Origin of the sequence: Burkholderia sp. AU19243 (assembly GCF_018148075.1) — a bacterium.
GTDB classification, from domain to species: domain Bacteria; phylum Pseudomonadota; class Gammaproteobacteria; order Burkholderiales; family Burkholderiaceae; genus Burkholderia; species Burkholderia latens_A.
In genome coordinates, this window is record NZ_JAGSTV010000016.1 from 82,464 (window position 1) to 98,907 (window position 16,444).

At 67.6% G+C, this 16,444-nt stretch carries 15 protein-coding genes; 7 read left to right on the forward strand and 8 right to left on the reverse strand.

Annotation, left to right across the window (positions count from 1 at the left end; translation table 11 throughout):
* Positions 1-107: 107 nt before the first annotated feature.
* The 8 genes from KDW55_RS24775 to KDW55_RS24810 form a co-directional block, all read right to left on the reverse strand.
* Entirely contained in the window at positions 108-1,502 is a 1,395-nt protein-coding gene (locus KDW55_RS24775) for an aspartate aminotransferase family protein (RefSeq protein ID WP_069242280.1), read from the reverse strand.
* 20 nt (positions 1,503-1,522) lie between these two features.
* Positions 1,523-3,001 carry an NAD-dependent succinate-semialdehyde dehydrogenase gene (locus KDW55_RS24780; RefSeq protein ID WP_212198063.1) on the reverse strand — a complete coding sequence of 493 codons (1,479 nt, stop codon included), beginning with the start codon at positions 2,999-3,001 and terminating at the stop codon, positions 1,523-1,525.
* Between the two features lie 123 nt (positions 3,002-3,124).
* Entirely contained in the window at positions 3,125-3,595 is a 471-nt protein-coding gene (locus tag KDW55_RS24785) for an Lrp/AsnC family transcriptional regulator (RefSeq protein ID WP_038571176.1), read from the reverse strand.
* A gap of 13 nt (positions 3,596-3,608) precedes the next feature.
* Positions 3,609-4,634 (reverse strand): N(2)-acetyl-L-2,4-diaminobutanoate deacetylase DoeB, encoded by a 1,026-nt coding sequence (doeB, locus tag KDW55_RS24790; protein WP_069242278.1) that lies wholly within the window; start codon positions 4,632-4,634, stop codon positions 3,609-3,611.
* A 4-nt stretch (positions 4,635-4,638) separates the two neighbouring features.
* Complete coding sequence (gene doeA, locus KDW55_RS24795; protein ID WP_212198064.1) at positions 4,639-5,847, reverse strand: ectoine hydrolase DoeA; 1,209 nt, start codon at positions 5,845-5,847, stop codon at positions 4,639-4,641.
* Positions 5,848-5,857: 10 nt separating this feature from the next.
* The gene (locus tag KDW55_RS24800) at positions 5,858-6,862 is read right to left on the reverse strand and encodes a cyclodeaminase (protein WP_212198065.1); all 1,005 of its coding nucleotides are present in this window, start codon (positions 6,860-6,862) and stop codon (positions 5,858-5,860) included.
* A gap of 1 nt (position 6,863) precedes the next feature.
* A complete protein-coding gene (eutB, locus tag KDW55_RS24805; protein WP_212198066.1) occupies positions 6,864-7,835 on the reverse strand; it encodes a hydroxyectoine utilization dehydratase EutB in 972 nt (323 codons plus the stop codon).
* 103 nt (positions 7,836-7,938) lie between these two features.
* Complete coding sequence (locus KDW55_RS24810; RefSeq protein ID WP_212198067.1) at positions 7,939-9,351, reverse strand: PLP-dependent aminotransferase family protein; 1,413 nt, start codon at positions 9,349-9,351, stop codon at positions 7,939-7,941.
* Positions 9,352-9,775: 424 nt separating this feature from the next.
* On the opposite strand from KDW55_RS24810, the gene KDW55_RS24815 reads away from it, so the two are divergent.
* From KDW55_RS24815 to KDW55_RS24845, 7 genes are all read left to right on the forward strand, one after another.
* A complete protein-coding gene (locus KDW55_RS24815; RefSeq protein WP_038571159.1) occupies positions 9,776-10,255 on the forward strand; it encodes a MarR family transcriptional regulator in 480 nt (159 codons plus the stop codon).
* On the forward strand, positions 10,252-12,384 hold the full coding sequence (locus KDW55_RS24820) for an FUSC family protein (RefSeq protein ID WP_038571156.1): 2,133 nt from the start codon (positions 10,252-10,254) through the stop codon (positions 12,382-12,384). Before KDW55_RS24815 ends, KDW55_RS24820 begins: the two co-directional genes overlap by 4 nt.
* A gap of 34 nt (positions 12,385-12,418) precedes the next feature.
* Positions 12,419-12,631, forward strand: a complete 213-nt coding sequence (locus tag KDW55_RS24825) for a DUF1656 domain-containing protein (protein WP_212161317.1) — start codon at positions 12,419-12,421, stop codon at positions 12,629-12,631.
* 2 nt (positions 12,632-12,633) lie between these two features.
* On the forward strand, positions 12,634-13,599 hold the full coding sequence (locus KDW55_RS24830; RefSeq protein WP_212198068.1) for an HlyD family secretion protein: 966 nt from the start codon (positions 12,634-12,636) through the stop codon (positions 13,597-13,599).
* Positions 13,596-15,068 carry an efflux transporter outer membrane subunit gene (locus KDW55_RS24835; protein ID WP_059545012.1) on the forward strand — a complete coding sequence of 491 codons (1,473 nt, stop codon included), beginning with the start codon at positions 13,596-13,598 and terminating at the stop codon, positions 15,066-15,068. The genes KDW55_RS24830 and KDW55_RS24835 overlap by 4 nt, the downstream gene beginning before the upstream one ends.
* Before the next feature lie 169 nt (positions 15,069-15,237).
* Positions 15,238-15,663, forward strand: coding sequence for a TOBE domain-containing protein (locus KDW55_RS24840; protein WP_212198069.1), 426 nt, complete (start codon positions 15,238-15,240; stop codon positions 15,661-15,663).
* 79 nt (positions 15,664-15,742) lie between these two features.
* Positions 15,743-16,333, forward strand: coding sequence for a nitrogen fixation protein NifQ (locus tag KDW55_RS24845; RefSeq protein WP_212198070.1), 591 nt, complete (start codon positions 15,743-15,745; stop codon positions 16,331-16,333).
* Positions 16,334-16,444: the final 111 nt, after the last annotated feature.

The window sequence follows — 16,444 nt, forward strand, 5'->3', positions numbered from 1 at the left end:
AGCACCGCTGTCGCGAAAGGTCCCCCGTGAAGCAAAAAGCGCCGCCGCACTCCCGTGCGACGGCGTCACTTCGCGCGCTTGCGCGCGCATCGGACCCCGCAGAAAACTCACGCGACGCTCGAAAGATTGCGCTCCGCCACCTCGTCCACGGCTTCCTTCACGATTCCGACGATTTCGTCGGCTTCCGCCCGCGTCATCACGAGCGGCGGCGCAAAGCCGAGGATGTCGCCATGCGGCATCGCGCGTGCAATCACGCCACGCTGCAGCGCCGCGGCCGATACCTGAGCGCCCACCTTCAGCGCCGGATCGAACGGCGTGCGGGCATCCCTGTCCGCCATGAATTCGAGCGCCGCCAGCATCCCGACGCTGCGCACCTCGCCGACGAGCGGATGCGCGCCGAACGCGTCACGCAGCTTCGCACCGAAATACGCGCCCACCTCGGCCGCGTTGCCGACCAGGTTCTCGCGCTCGAGAATCGCGAGGTTCGCGAGCGCGGCGGCCGCGCACACCGGGTGGCCCGAATACGTCCAGCCATGCCCCATCGGTCCGTGTTCCCGCGAACCGCGCGCGATCACGTCCCACACCCTCTCGCCGACGATCACGCCCGACAGCGGCGCATACGCGCTCGTCAGGCCTTTTGCGACCGTGATCAGATCGGGCTGGATGCCGAAATGCTGCGCGCCCATCTTCGAGCCGAGGCGCCCGAACCCGCACACCACTTCGTCGGAGATCAACAGGATGTCGTGCTTGCGCAGCACGGCCTGGATCGCCGGCCAGTAGCCGGCCGGCGGCTCGATGATCCCGCCCGTGCCCATCACCGGCTCCGCGATGAACGCGGCGATCGTGTCCGCGCCTTCGCATGCGATCAGCTTCTCGAGTTCGTCGACGCAGTATGTGACGAACTGCGTTTCGCTCATGCCGACCGGCGCCTTGCGATACCAGTGCGGACATACCGTATGCTTCACGCGGTCGATCGGCAGGTCGAAGTGCTGATGGAAGCTCGGCAGGCCCGTGAGGCTGCCCGTCACGATGCCCGAACCGTGATAGCCGCGCTCGCGCGAAATGATCTTCTTCTTGTTCGGCCGGCCGAGCACGTTGTTGTAGTACCAGACGATCTTGACCTGCGTCTCGTTCGCGTCGGAACCCGACATCCCGTAGTACACCTTCTTCATCCCGGCCGGCGCCCAGTCGATGATGCGCGACGACAGCTCGATGATCGCGTCCGACGAGTGACCGACATAAGTGTGGTAATACGCGAGCCGCTTCGCCTGCTCGTGCATCGCATCGGCCACTTCCGTGCGGCCGTAGCCGATGTTGACGCAGTAGAGGCCCGCGAATGCGTCGATATAGCGCTTGCCCTGGTGATCCTCGATGCGGATGCCTTCGGCGCCCCGTACGATCTTGCCCGGGAGCGCGCCGCTCTCGTGGTCGTACGCGTGCGTCGACGGGTGCATGAAGTGCGCGCGGTCCTCGCGCAGCAGTGCGTCGATCGATTGCTTCATGATGTGCTCCTTTGATTGAGTCAGGCCGATGCCGCGACGGGCAGGCCGAGATTGCCGAGGCAAAAGTATTTGGTTTCGGTGAACGGCTCGAACCCTTCGCTGCCGCCTTCGCGCCCGAGGCCGGACGCCTTCATCCCGCCGAACGGGATCGGTGCCCCGGTGAACTTCACGCCGTTGACCGACACCATCGCGCAGTCGAGCCGCCGTACGAGCTGAAAGATCGTGTCGATGCGCGCCGCGCATACGTACGCGGCGAGTCCGTACTCGGTGTCGTTGGCCTTTTCGACGACTTCGTCCAGCGTGTCGAACGCGCACACCGCCGAAATCGGCGCGAAATTTTCCTCGTCGTACACACGCATGCCCGCCGCGGCGTCCGCGATCACGGTCGGTTCGTAGAACCAGCCGCCGAGCGCATGCGGCCGTCCGCCCGCGACAATCCGTGCGCCGCGAGCGCGTGCGTCGTCGACGCGCGCGACCGTCGCGTCGAACGCGGCCTGGTGCATCAACGGCCCGACGTCGACGTCCGGCTCGAACGCGGGGCCCGTCTTCAGTTCACGTACCGCGTTCGCATAGCGGCTGACGAATGTTTCGTATAGCGCGCGGGCGACGAAGATCCGGTTCGCCGCGCAGCAGTCCTGCCCGGACGTCTGGAACTTTGCACCGACGGCGATCCGCACCGCCTGATCGAGATCCGCATCCTCGGTGACGATGAACGGCGCGTTGCCGCCCAGTTCGAGCGCGATCTTGCGAATGCCGGCCTTCGCGGCCGTTTCGGTGACGAGCCGCCCGACGCGGGTCGAACCGGTGAAGCTCACCGCGCGCACGCGCGCATCGCCGACGAGCGTTTCCATCGCCATCTGCGGTTCGCCGAGCACGACGTTGAACACGCCGGCCGGCACGCCGGCCTCGTCGGCCAACTGCGCGAGCGCGAGCGCCGAGAACGGCGTTTCGTGCGCCGGCTTCACGACCACCGTGCAGCCGGCCGCGATCGCGGCTGCCGCCTTGCGCGTGATCATGGCGGCCGGGAAATTCCACGGCGTGATCAGCGCCGCGACGCCGACCGGTTCCATCACCGTGCCGAGGTGCGCGCCGTCGATATGCGTCGGGATCGTGCGACCTGCGATGCGTTTCGCGTCGTTCGCGAACCATTCGACGAAGCTGGCCGCGTAGCGGATTTCGCCGCGCGATTCGGCAAGCGGCTTGCCCTGTTCGAGCGACAGCAGCGCGGCGAGATCGTCGAGATGCCGCAGGATCAGCGCATGCCAGCGCAACAGCGCGGCACTGCGCACCGTCTGCGGCGTCCAGCGCCACGTATCGAACGCGCGCTGAGCGGCATCGACGGCGCCGACGATCTGCGCGCGCTCAAGCATCGGCACGTGGCCGATCACGGCTTGGTCGGCCGGGTTCACGACGGCGACCGTCGCGGCATTGTCGCTGTGGATCCAGCGACCGTCGACATAGCACGTCGACTTGAACAGAATGGGGTGTCCGGGCAACATCCTGCGTCTCCTCGTTGGGGTAGGCACGAGCTTCATTCTGTCGTGCCGGCGGGTGCGGAAATTTCCGTTTCGGCGCCCGCCGCTTGTGCTTTTTTCCGTATTGCCGCGTGTTCGCGCGAAGTTTCAGAGCCAGTCCGGCGCGCCGCCGGATTCGCACTTCACGACCTTCGTCACGATGTACGTGAAATAGCGCTCGATGCCGAGATCGTCCATCAGCAACGCGTCGATGAAGCGCTGGTAGTGGTCGATGTCGCGCGCGACAACGTGCAGCACGTAGTCGACGCCGCCGCCGGTCGCATAGCACTGCGCGACTTCGGGTGCCGCGCCGACGCGCGCCTCGAAGCGCCGCATGTCGGGCGCGGTATGACGCGACAGCGTCACCTCGACGACGATGCGGCTGCCGGAAAACGTGCCGATCCAGTCGACGTCCGCGCGATAGCCGCGGATCACGCCGCTTTCCTCGAGCTTGCGCACGCGCTCCCACGCGGGCGAGATCGACAGGTTCACCGCCTCCGCGAGCTTCGACTTCGTGATGCGTCCGTCGCGCTCGAGAATGCGCAGGATCGCGAGGTCGTATCGGTCAAGCTTGATCACGGCCAGCGCGTCCTCATGCGGACACCGGAATGTTGCGCTCGACGATGTCGGCGACCACCGCGATCGTGTCGCCGGCCTGCACGATGCCAGGAAAGTGTCGAGCCGCGAGCAGCCCGCGCCGCCGTGCGACGTATTCGACTGGCGCAACGCCCGTGCGGTCGATGTCGTGCACGCGCGCCAGCACGTCGCCGGCGTTCACGTCGCTGCCGAGATCGCGGCACATTTCGAGCAGCCCGTGGTGCTCGCTCGTCGTGAAGCAGGAACCGTCCGGCATGTCGAGCAGCGTCGTCGTGCGCGGCGCGTTGCGATCGATCACGTCCTTCGCGATCACGCCGGCATGCGCGAGAAATCCGTACACGCCACGTTCGGCGATCGCGACGCTCGCGGCGGTCGACGAGCCGCCGCCGCCGAGCTCGGTCGATACGAACACCTTGCCGGCTTCCTCCGCCGCGGTGTCGAAGAGACCCACGTTGTCGAGTTCGAGCATGCGCATCGAGTACGGTGCGCCGAACGCGCGCATCGCGCGCTCGCAGCGTACTTCCTGGTCGCGGTCCGTCAACACGTGGATCGCCGCGAACGGCACGAAGTCGAGCGTTCGGCCGCCGGCGTGAATGTCGAGCACATGCGTCGCAAGCGGCAGCAAATGCCGCTGGAAATAATCGGCGATTTTCTCGGTGACGGTGCCATCGGGCCGCCCGGGAAAACTGCGGTTCAGATTGCCGGCGTCGATCGGCGACGTGCGGCAGCCGGCGCGAAATGCCGGGTAGTTCATGAACGGCACGACGATCACGCGGCCGGTCACGTCGGCCGCCTTCAACGAACCGGCGAGCTTGGACAGCGCGACCGGCCCTTCGTATTCGTCGCCGTGATTGCCGCCGGTCAGCAACACCGTCGGCCCGTCGCCGCGCTTGACGACGGTCACCGGAATCATGATCGCACCCCACGCGGAGTCGTCGCGCGAGTAAGGCAGCTTCAGGAAGCCATGCTGTTCGCCGTCCGCGTCGAAATCGACGGTCGGCGTGATCGGGGAGGCTCGCATCGCCCTACTCCTTCACGAACAGCTTGCGCGGCACGTTGCAGAACGTCTCGACGCCGGTCTCGGTAATCAGGATGCTTTCCGTGATCTCCAGCCCCCAGTCGTCGAGCCACAGCCCGGGCATGAAGTGAAACGTCATGCCGGGCTCGAGCACCGTGCGGTCGCCCGGACGCAGGCTCATCGTGCGTTCGCCCCAGTCGGGCGGATAGCTCGCGCCGATCGGGTAGCCGCAGCGGCTGTCCTTGTCGATGCCGGCGCGGCGCAGCACCGCGAAGAATGCATTCGCGATGTCTTCGCACACGTTGCCGGGCTTCGCGGCCGCGAGCCCCGCGTCGATCCCGTCGACCACCGCGCGCTCGCCTTCGATGAAGTGCGCGGGCGGCTTGCCGAGATAGACGGTTCGCGACAGCGGGCAGTGATAGCGGCGGTAGCAGCCGGCGATCTCGAAGAACGTGCCCGCGCCGCGCGCGAACACCGAGTCGTCCCAAGTCAAATGCGGCGCGGCCGCGTCCGCGCCGGTCGGCAGCAGCGGGACGATCGCCGGATAGTCGCCGCCGCAGCCGTCCGCGCCGCCGATCCCGGTCGCGTAGATCTGCGCAACCAGGTCGCTCTTCCTCATGCCCGGCTCGATCGTATCGACGATGTGCGCGTGCATGCGCTCGACGATCCGCGCGGCGACGCGCATGTATTCGATTTCGCGCGGCGATTTCACCGCGCGCTGCCAGTTCACGAGCGCCGTCGCGTCGACCCAGCGCGCCGCAGGCAAATGCTTGCGAAGCGACCCGTACGCTGCCGCGCTGAAGTAGTAGTTGTCGAGCTCGACACCGATGCGCAGCGAGCTCCAGCCCCGCGCCGCGATCACTTCGGTCGACAGGTAGTCCATCGGGTGACGCGCCGTCGACTGCACGTAATGATCGGGGTAGCCTACGATGTTGTCGTGCGCCATGAACACGGTGCGCTTTGCGCCATTCGCGTCCTGCCCGCGGCCGTACCAGACGGGCTCGCCGTCCATCGGCAACAGCACGCACTGGTGCACGTAGAACGACCAGCCGTCGTAGCCGGTGAGCCACGCCATGTTGGTCGGGTCGGTGACGATCAGCAGATCGATGCCGGCCCGTTGCATCGCCGTGCGCGTCTTCGCGATGCGTGCAGCGTATTCGCTGCGCTCGAACGCGAGGCGCGGCACGGCTTCGTGGGTTTCGATGACTGCGGCCATCTGTCTCCTCTCAAATCGTGACGTCGTTGTGAAAAATCGTGCCTGCCTGTGCCGCGCGCGCGCGCTGCAGCGCGAGCACGGCAATGGCGGTGTCCTGCGCGCCCGTGCCTGTCAGGTCGCAGATCGTGATGTCCTCGCGACGCGTGCGGCCTTCGTGCTGCCCGGCGATCACCTGGCCGAGTTCGGGGAACACCGCGTCGGCCCTCGTCGCACCGGCCGCGATCGCATGGGCGAGGTCGCCGGCAACGCGAGTCTGCTGCAGCCGGTCGCAGAAGTAGCGCGCGACGCCGAATACCGACGGTGCAAGCTCGGTCTTGTAGTCGGCATCGGCGCCCATTGCCGTCACATGCAGCCCCGGATGCAGATCCTCGGCGTGAACGAGCGGCTCGCGGCTCGGCGTGGTCGTCACCGCGACGTCCGCATCGGCAAGCGCGGCATGCACGGAGCGCGCGACGACCGCGTCGATTCCATGCGCAGCACGCACGTCGGCCGCGAACCGCGCGGCGCGCCCGGCATCGCGCGCCCAGACTGTCACGTGCGTGATGTCGCGCACGAGCTTCAGTGCATCGAGCTGCAGCCGCGCCTGTTCGCCGGCGCCGATGATCGCCGCGCGGCGCGCATCGGCGCGCGCAAGCCGGCGCGCCGCCACCGCACCGGCCGCGGCGGTGCGTACGGCCGTCAGGTAGCCGTTGTCGAGCAGCACGGCCTCGGTCAGGCCCGTGTGCGCGGACAGCACGAGCATCAATCCGTTCAGGCTAGGCAGCCCGAGCGACGGGTTGTCGAAGAAGCCGGGACTCACCTTGATCGCGAAGCTGTCGAAGCGCGGCAGATATGCGGTCTTCACGTCGACCTCACCGTGACGCGCGGGCAACGCCAGGTTGAGGATCGGCGGCATAACGACCTCGTCGGTCGCGAGCGAAGCAAACGCGGCCTCGACCTGGTCGATCGCGGCCAGATCGAGGGGCACCAGTGCGCGCAGTTGCGCGTGACCGAGCAGCGTGACGGAATGGTTCATGTCAGTTTTCGGAAACGATCCGCCGATGCGCGGTCATGTCGATGTTCGCGCCGCTCACCACCACGACTATCGGGCCACCGCGATCGCGACGCGCGATCCGCTCTTCGAGCAGCGCGGCGATGCCGATCGCGCCCGCACCCTCCGCGACGAGACGTTCTTCGCGATACGCATGCGCGATGCCGCGCGCGATCGCGGGCTCGTCGAGCAGCACGACGTCGTCCGCCAGCGCACGCGTCATGTCGAACGTGTAGCGGTTGTCGAGGCCGATGCCGCCGCCGAGCGAATCGGCGAGCGTCGGCTGCTCGCCGACGTCGACCGGGCGCCCGGCCGCGAGGCTTGCATGCATCGCGGCGCCGCGTGTCATCGTCACGCCGACCGCGTCGATGGTCGGCCGGATCGACTTCGCGGCGAACGCGACGCCGCTGAACAGGCCGCCGCCCGACAGCGGCACGACGAGCGCGCCCGCATCGGGCAGCGCTTCCAGAATCTCGATGCCGATCGTCGCCTGACCGGCGATGATCCGCGGATCGTCGAACGGCGGCACGTATGCATAGCCTTCGTCGCGCACAAGCCGCCGTGCCTCGGCCTGTGCGTCGTCCTGGCTGTCGCCCGCGATCACGACCCGCGCGCCGAGCGCCGCGACCGCGTCGACCTTGTTCGCCGGCACGAGCGACGACATGCAGACCGCGGCGTCGATACCGAGCGCGCGCGCCGCATGCGCTACCGCGCGGCCGTGATTACCGGTCGACGCGGTGACGACACGCGTCACGCGCTGCGCTGCGAGTTCGGCGAGCGCATTGGCCGCGCCGCGCAGCTTGAAGCTGCCGGTCGGCTGCAGCGTTTCGAGTTTCAGGTAAACGGGCGCACCGGCGCGCTCGGACAGCGCGGCGGACGCGACGAGCGGCGTGACGCTCGCGTGCCCGGCGATGCGGCGGCGCGCGCGATAGACGTCGGACAGCGACAGGAAGGACATGGAACGCACGCCTCATTGATGTGGTGCGATCCAGTCTAATGTTCCAAATTGCGCTTTCGAATGTCCTGATACATTGTGCGTCGCGCATGCGGCCGACGTTGCTTCAATGAAAATCGTGCACGTGCGGATACTGCTCGAATACCCGCGCGACCGTCTCGAGCGCGGCGCTGCACGCGGCATCCGTCGTCTCCGCGCCGATGCACACGCGCACCGCATTCGGCCGCTCGGTATTGCCGACGAGGAATGGATCAGGCGACGTCACCGCGATCTTGCGCGTACGCAATTCGCGCACGAGCCGGTCGGCCTGCCAGTAATCGGGCACGCGCAGCCACGCCGACAACGCGTTCGGATGCGCGCCGAGCACGTATGGGCCGAGCGCGGCCTTGACCATCTCCTGGCGCACCGCCAGCCGCTGCCGCTGCAGTTCGACGAGGCGCCGCGCGGTGCCGTCCGCGATCCAGCGCGTCGCGATCTCGGCGATCGGCGACGTCGCCATCCAGCTGCTCACGCGCAGCACGCTCTCGACGCGCAGCGCGAGCCGCCGCGGCATCGCGAGGTAGCCGGTGCGCAAGCCTGTCAGCACGGACTTGGTCATGCTCGTGCAGTAAAAGCCCAGCTCCGGAATCAGGCTCGCGATCGGAGTCGCCGTCTTTGGGGGCAGCGGGCCGTACACGTCGTCCTCGATCACGTACACGCCGTAGCGCGACGCGATCCGCGCGATCGCCTTGCGGCGCGAATCGGACATCATCGACACCGTCGGGTTGTTGAGGGTCGGCGTGCACACGAGCGCGCTGATCTTTTCGCTGTCGCACATTTCCTCGAAATGTTCCGGGCGGATTCCGTGTTCGTCCATTTCGAGGCCCTTCAGCGTAAACCCGAGCACGTTCGCCGAACCGATTACGCCGTGGTCAGTCAGGCTTTCGCACAACACGGTGTCGCCGGGTCCGACGATCGATGCGAGCGCGAGAAAGATTCCGTGCGCGGCGCCGTTCGTGATCAGCAGCGATTCCGGATGCACGGGCATGTTCAGCGCCGCAAGCCACGCGGCGCCGGCTTCCCGATGCCCGTCGAGCCCCGCGATTGGCCTGAACGAGCGGATCCACGGCTGGTCGTCGGCGTCGGCCAGCGCTGCGCAGACGGCGCGCCACGCGGCATCGTGCTCGGGTGTATGAACGATGCGCGCGATCGAGAAGTCGACAAGCTCGCGCTCGGCCGTATCGAGGATGTAGTTCGACATCGACTCGGTCACGCGCGCGGCCACGAAGCTGCCGCGCCCCACTTCGCAGCGGATCAGGCCCTGCCTTTCGAGTTCCTTGTACGCGTTGGTGACGGTCTGCACGCTGACGCCGAGGCTCGACGCGACATCGCGCTGCGGCGCGAGCCGCGCGCCGGGAGCCAGCGCGCCGCTTTCGATGTCGGCAGCGATCGCCTTCACGAGCCGCTTGTATTTCGACTCGACGCCGTGCACCGCGCCGATCGCGTCCAGCCAGCGCGCCGATACCTCGGTCCGTCCCATCTCGATGTCTCCGTTGTCGCTACCGCATGGTCGCTCAGAAAGACACCTGAAAAATATTGTCCTAGTGCAATCGTGTGCGGAAGCCGGACAATAGGGCCAGCATGTGAATGTGTTGAATGGGGTTGCCCGGTCGCGGCCGCCGACGATCGAGCGGAGCGCATCGGTCGAAACCGCCGAAAGTCTGCTGTATCGGCAGCCCTGCGGGCGCTGCCGACAACCCGGTAGGACCGGTATGGTCCGGTCAGACGCCCGCCGCGCAGCGCTGTAGCGAGCCCTCACCGCTCACAACCTTACAGCTTGACCATCCGGGAGCCGCGCGCCTAAATTGCTTGTTGAAGATCGGCGTTCCCGGCATGCACGACGATATCCGGGCAACAAAAACGATAGTTTGCTATCGAATATTTTTGCCCCTATCATCTCGCCCATGACTAATCTGCACGATCTTCGCCTCGCCGTCAGCAGCCTCCTGGTGCTCACTGCGCGCAAGTGGCGCCGCACGAGCGACGCCGTGCTGACCGCATACAACGTGTCCGAAGCCTGCGCGACGCCGCTGCTGATCGCCGGCCGGCTCGGCGAAGGCGTGCGCCAGGGCACGCTCGCGGAGCACGTCGGCATCGAAGGGCCGTCGCTTGTGCGCCTGCTCGACCAGCTGTGCGCGGCCGGCCTCGCCCGCCGCGACGAGGATCCACACGACCGCCGTGCGAAAACGATCTCGCTCACGGCCGCCGGCCGCGCGGTCACCGCGAAGATGGAGGAAGACTTGCGCGTGCTGCGCGCGCAAGTGCTCAAAGGCGTCACGCGCGCCGATCTCGAAGCGACGCTGCGCGTGCTGAACGCGTTCAGCGCGGCCGATGCACAGCATCCGGCGCCGCGCCAATCCCACTCCTCCGATTCCGCGCGATGACCTATCCGAGCCTTCGCGACTGGCTGTTTTCCGGCAAGACGTTCGCCGCATCGATGCTGGCGTTGTACCTCGGCCTGTATTTCCAGCTGCCACGCCCGTACTGGGCGATGGCGAGCGTCTACATCGTGTCGAACCCGTTCGTCGGCGCGACACGCTCGAAGGCGCTGTATCGTGCACTCGGCACCGCGCTCGGCGCCGCCGCCGCGATCCTGTTCGTCCCGCCGTTCGTGGAGACGCCGTTGCTGTTCAGTGTCATTGTCGCGACATGGTGCGGCACGCTGCTGTACCTCGCAATGTCCGACCGAACCGCGCGCAGCTACGTGTTCATGCTTGCCGGCTACACGATGCCGCTGGTCGCGCTGCCGACGGTGACCGATCCGTCGACGATCTTCGATGTCGCGATCGCGCGCACCGAGGAAATCGTGCTCGGCATTGTGTGCGCCAGCGTGGTCGGCAGCACGGTGTTTCCGAACCGGCTCGCGCCGACGCTGATCGAGCGCACCGATGCGTGGTTCAAGGATGCCGCGTTCTATGGCCGCGAGACGTTGTCCGGCCACCTCGCAGGCAAGGCACTGTCCGCGTGCCGGCAGCGCCTCGCCGCGACCATCACCGGCCTCGAATTCCTGTTGAGCCAGCTGAGCTACGACCATGCGCACCCGCGCGTGCTTGCGCGGGCGCAGGCGCTCGCCGGCCGGATGCAGCTGTTCTTGCCGCTGATGTCGTCGCTCGCCGATCCGCTGATCGCGCTGATGCGCGAGCTGCATGTGCGCCCGCCGGCTCTCGATGCGCTGCTCGCCGATGCCGCGAAGTGGTTCGACGCACCGCTGCCGTCGCTGAAGGCCGGCACCGACGGCGAGACGGCCCATGATCCCGTCGCGGACGACCTGCGCGAGCGCATCGCGTCGCTGCAGCCGCCGGACAGCGCACTCGCGAGCTGGGATGGCGCGCTGCTGTCGAACGCGCTGTGGCGACTGCGCCAGGTCATCGACATCTGGCAGGATTGCCGCACGCTGCGCGCGCTGATTGCAAACGAAACCGGCGCGTGGCAACCGCGCTACCGGCATTGGCGACTCGGCGGCACCGAGCGCTTCTTCGATCGCGGAATGATGCTGTTCTCGACGCTGACCGTCGCAGGCGCAATCGTGCTTGCGTGCTGGCTTTGGATCGCGTCCGGCTGGCACGACGGTGCCGGCGCGGTCACGCTGGTCGCCGTCGCGTGCAGCTTCTTCGCGGCGCTCGACGAGCCCGCACCGCTCGTGTTCAAGTTTTTCCTGGCCACAGCCGCGAGCGTCGTGTTCGCGGGCCTTTACCTGTTTGCCGTGCTGCCCCACGTGCATGACTTCCCGATGCTCGTGCTGATGTTCGCCGGCCCGTTCATCCTGATCGGCACGCTGCTGCCGCGCCCGCAATTCAACATGGTGACGATGCTCGTCGCGGTCAACACGGCGACCTTCATCAGCATCCAAAGCGCTTACGACGCCGATTTCTTCGTGTTCCTGAACAGCAACCTCGCGGGCGTCGCCGGGCTGTTGTTCGCGTACGTTTGGACCCGCGCGACGCGTCCGTTCGGCGCCGAGCTCGCGGTACGGCGCCTGTTGCGCTCCGGCTGGGAAGACGTCGCACGTTCAGCATCGACGCAGCCGCTCGACGATCAGCGCAACCACGCGTCCCGCATGCTCGATCGGGTCACGCAACTGCTGCCGCGGCTCGGCGCATCGGACGACCACCGCCATCCGTCGATCGAGAGCTTCCGCGACCTGCGCATCGCACTGAACGCGCTCGACCTGCGCCGCTCGCGCCGCAGGCTGGCCGGCGACGTGCCCGACGCGATCGATCGGGTGCTCGCCGGCGTCACCGATCACTACGCGCGCTGTGCGGCCGCGAACGCGCGCCAGCCAGCGCCGGCGGCACTGCTCGCATCGATCGACGACGCACTGCGGCGCGTAGCCCTCCGCCATCTGCCGGGCCCGTCGGCGGCGCCGGCGGATGGCACAACGGCGCCGGCCGCGGCTGCGATGCACCGCCGCCTGCGCGACACGCTGCACGCGCTCGTAGGCCTGCGGCTGTCGCTGTATCCGGCCGCGGCCGCACAGCCGCCGCAAGCCGCGGCCGACGGAGTACGCACATGATCCCGCTTCCCAACCTGTCTTTCCGACCGCGACCATGATCGGCGAAATCGACATCTTCGGCGTATTCGTGCCGGCCCCTCTCGTGCTGATGCTGATCGCTTATCTGGTCAACATCCTCGTGCGCGCGCTGCTCGAGCGCGTCGGCTTTTACCGCCTCGTCTGGCACCGTTCGATCTTCGACCTCGGCATCTACGTGTTCGTGTTTGCCGCCGTCGTCATCGTGTCCCACCATCTCGTGGCTAGCTAATCGTGAAAAAAACCTGGCTTTCGGCAGGGCAGATCCTGCTCACCCTGATCGTCGTCGTCGTCGCCGCCCTCGTGCTGTGGCGGATCATCAATTACTACATGTTCTCGCCGTGGACGCGCGACGGGCACGTGCGCGCCGACGTGATCCAGGTCGCGCCCGACGTGTCGGGCCTCATCACTTCGGTGCAGGTCGCCGACAACCAGGAAGTCAGACGCGGCCAGGTGCTGTTCGTAATCGACCAGGCACGCTACACGCTCGCGGAGCGGCTCGCCGAAGCGACGCTCGCGCAGCGCCGGGCGACGCTCGCCCAGGCGAAGCGCGAATATGCACGCAACATGCAGCTCGGCAACCTGGTCGCGAGCGAGCAGGTCGAGGAAAGCCGCACGCGCGTCGAGCAGGGCGAAGCCGCCGTCGCCGATGCGCAGGTGTCGCTCGACACCGCGAAGCTGAACCTGCAGCGTACGACCATCGTCAGCCCCATAGACGGCTACCTGAACGATCGCGCGCCGCGCGTCGGCGAATACGTGCCGGCCGGCCGCGCGGTGCTGTCCGTCGTCGACCGCAATTCGTTCCGCGTCGACGGCTACTTCGAGGAAACCAAGCTGCGTGGCATCCATATCAGCCAGCCCGTCGATATCGTCGTAATGGGCGAGCCGCGTCCGCTGCGCGGCCACGTGCAAAGCATCGTCGCGGCGATCGAAGATCGCGACCGCACGCAAGGCGCGAACCTGCTGCCGAACGTGAACCCGGCATTCAGCTGGGTGCGGCTCGCGCAACGTGTGCCGGTGCGCGTCGTGCTCGACGAGGTGCCCGACGACTTCCGGATGATCGCGGGCCGTACGGCGACCGTCGCGATACGCTCGGCCGATGCGCGCCGCGAGGACACCGCGAAGCGGGCCGCCGGCGCGTCAGCGGCGGCCTCTGCATCCGCACCCGCGGCCGTCGGCACGACCGGAGCATCGCAATGAACCGGCACCGCCTGCGCGTCGCCGCAGCCCTCGCGCCGCTCGCGCTTGCACTCGGTGCGTGCAAGTCAGTCGGTCCCGATTACACGCTGCCGCAGCAAGCATACGTGAATGCGCCGCTCGCGAATCATGCGCTCGATGACGCGAACGGCGCGCTCGTGTCGCGCGACGCGGTGCCCGGCAACTGGTGGCAGCTGTATGACGATCCGGTGCTCGACGAACTCGTGCGCAGCGCGCTGAAATCGAACACCGACCTGCGCGTCGCCGCGGCCAATCTCGCGCGTTCGCGCGCGGCGCTCGAAGTCGCGAACGAACAGGGCGGCTTTTCCGGCCGCGCGGAAGCCGGCGTGCAGCGCGCGCAGGAATCGGCCGAGCAGTATCTGCTCGAAAACAAGCTGCCGGTCGTAAACGAAGGCGCGGTCGGCATCAACGTGTCGTACGAACTCGATCTGTTCGGCAAGCTGCGTCGCGGCGTCGAAGCTGCGCGCGCGGACAGCGAAGCCGTGCAGGCGGCGGCCGACCTGGCGCGCATCACCGTCGTCGCCGATGTCGTGCGCGCATACGTCGAATCGTGCTCCGCCGGCGACGAGCTGGCGATCGCGAAACAGTCGCTCGCATTGCAGCAGCAGCGCGTGAAGCTGTCGCAACGGCTGCGCGATGTCGGGCGCGGCAACCAGACCGACGTGACGCGCGGCGTCACGCAGGTGCGCACGCTGTCCGCCGACATACCGCGTTTCGAAGGCCGCCGCAAGGTCGCGCAATACCAGCTCGCCGCACTGCTCGCGCGCTCGCCGGCCGACTTGCCGAAGGCGGTCGTCGAATGCGAACGGCTGCCGAAACTCCGTCAGCCGATCCCGATCGGCGACGGCGCCGCGCTACTGCGGCGGCGCCCCGACGTGCGCGAGGCCGAGCGCCAGCTCGCCGCCGCGACCGCGCGGATCGGCGTCGCGACTGCCGCGCTGTATCCGTCGATCAGCATCGGCGCGTCGGCCGGTTCGGTCGGCGTGGCTGCCGACCTGTTCTCGTCCACCACGAATCGCTGGTCGTTCGGACCGCTGATCAGCTGGACGTTCCCGGTCAACGGCCAGCGCGCGCGCGTGCGTGAAGCCGAAGCCGCGACCGGCGGCGCGCTCGCGCACTTCGACGGCGTCGTGCTGAACGCATTGCGCGAAACGCAGTCGAGCCTCGCGACGTATGCGGCCGACGTGCAGCGCACCGACGCGCTGCGCACGGCCTACGAATCGGCGCGCAATTCCGCGGACGAAACGCACCGGCTCTTTGCGGCGGGGCGCGAGTCGTTCATTTCCGATCTCGATGCAACACGCACGCTGACGAGTGTGCGCGCGCAGGTCGCGGCGGCCGAAGGCCAGGTCGCAGCCGATCAGGTGAGGTTGTTCCTCGCGCTCGGTGGCGGATGGGAAGCCGATGTGGCGGCCGACGCACCGGCCGCGGCGTCCACCGCACGCAAATAAGCGCACGCGAACCCGCGCGGCGCACGCGTTGCCCGCAGCGTCGTGCGCGGTTTCGCATGTCCGGCATGTGGATGCGAACGTCGCGCGTCCGCCGCGTTACCGGTACACTCGTGCGCAATTTCGTCGTCCGCGCGCCGCCCGCCGCGCGGCCCCTTTCCGGAGAACCCTCATGCGAACCAGCGCCCGTAATCAATTCGTCGGCCAGATCGATACCGTCACGCCCGGCGCCGTCAACGACGAGATCACGCTGCGCACCCGTGACGGCCTCGACATCGTCGCGATCATCACGCATGGCAGCGCGGCATCGCTCGGTCTCGCAGCCGGCATGAACGCATTCGCGCTCGTCAAGGCGTCGTCGGTGATCGTGATGGTCGACGTCGACCGTAGCAAGGTGTCGGCCCGCAATTGCGTCGCGGGCACCGTGTCGTCGATCGCGAAAGGTGCGGTGAATTCGGAAGTCGTGATCAAGGCAGCAGGCGGTTCCGAGATCGTCGCGATCGTGACCAACGACAGCGTCGACCGTCTCGGTCTCGCGAGCGGCAAGGCCGCCGCCGCGATCTTCAAGGCATCGAGCGTGATCGTCGGCGTCGAATGATCGGCCCGTCGCTTGCAATGACGTCTACTCGTTCGTCGCAAGCATCGCGCTGCGCTCTGGCGGCATGCGGACGGACGCGATGACGTCCGCGCGCGAGCACGCACGGGAGCGCGTGTTGCAAGCGCTGCTATCCGCGGCTGCCGACGCGGCGTCCGCGGATACACGTCTGTTCGCCGTACTCGTCGCGGCCCGCGCATGCCGCGACGAGCTCGCGCTGCTCGGCCTGCCGTCCGTGCAGTGGAACGGCCTGGTTGCCCGCCACTTTCCGCATCTCGGGCCGGCCGATGCGGCCACGCTTCTGCCATCTGATGCGTGCGCGCCCCTGGCGGCCGCGCACGCGCATTTCGTCGCAACACTGCTCGCCTTGCTGATGCAGGATGCGCATCCCGCCATCGCACGCGACGATGCCGAGTGCATCGCCGTGATCGTCGCGCATGCGTGTCTGCGCCCCGATCACCTCTGGCGCGATCTCGGCCTCGACGGTCGCGACGCGGTTTCCGCCATGTTCGACCGCTATTTCCCCGCGCTCGCTGCGCGCAATGTCGCACAGCTGCGCTGGAAGAAATTCCTCGCACAGGAAGTGGCGGCTTCCCTCGGGCAAGTGGCGGGGCCAGCCCCAGGATGTCCGGGCTGCGACGATTTCGGGTTCTGCTTTCCGCGCAAACAATAATCCCGGCATCAATTCGCGCGACTTGTTGCGCGCAGCGTTTCACCACCGGCCGCGCCATGTGCATACGTCTTTTATTCGCCGGTTCGTCCGATTGCATCGTCCACAGGAGCC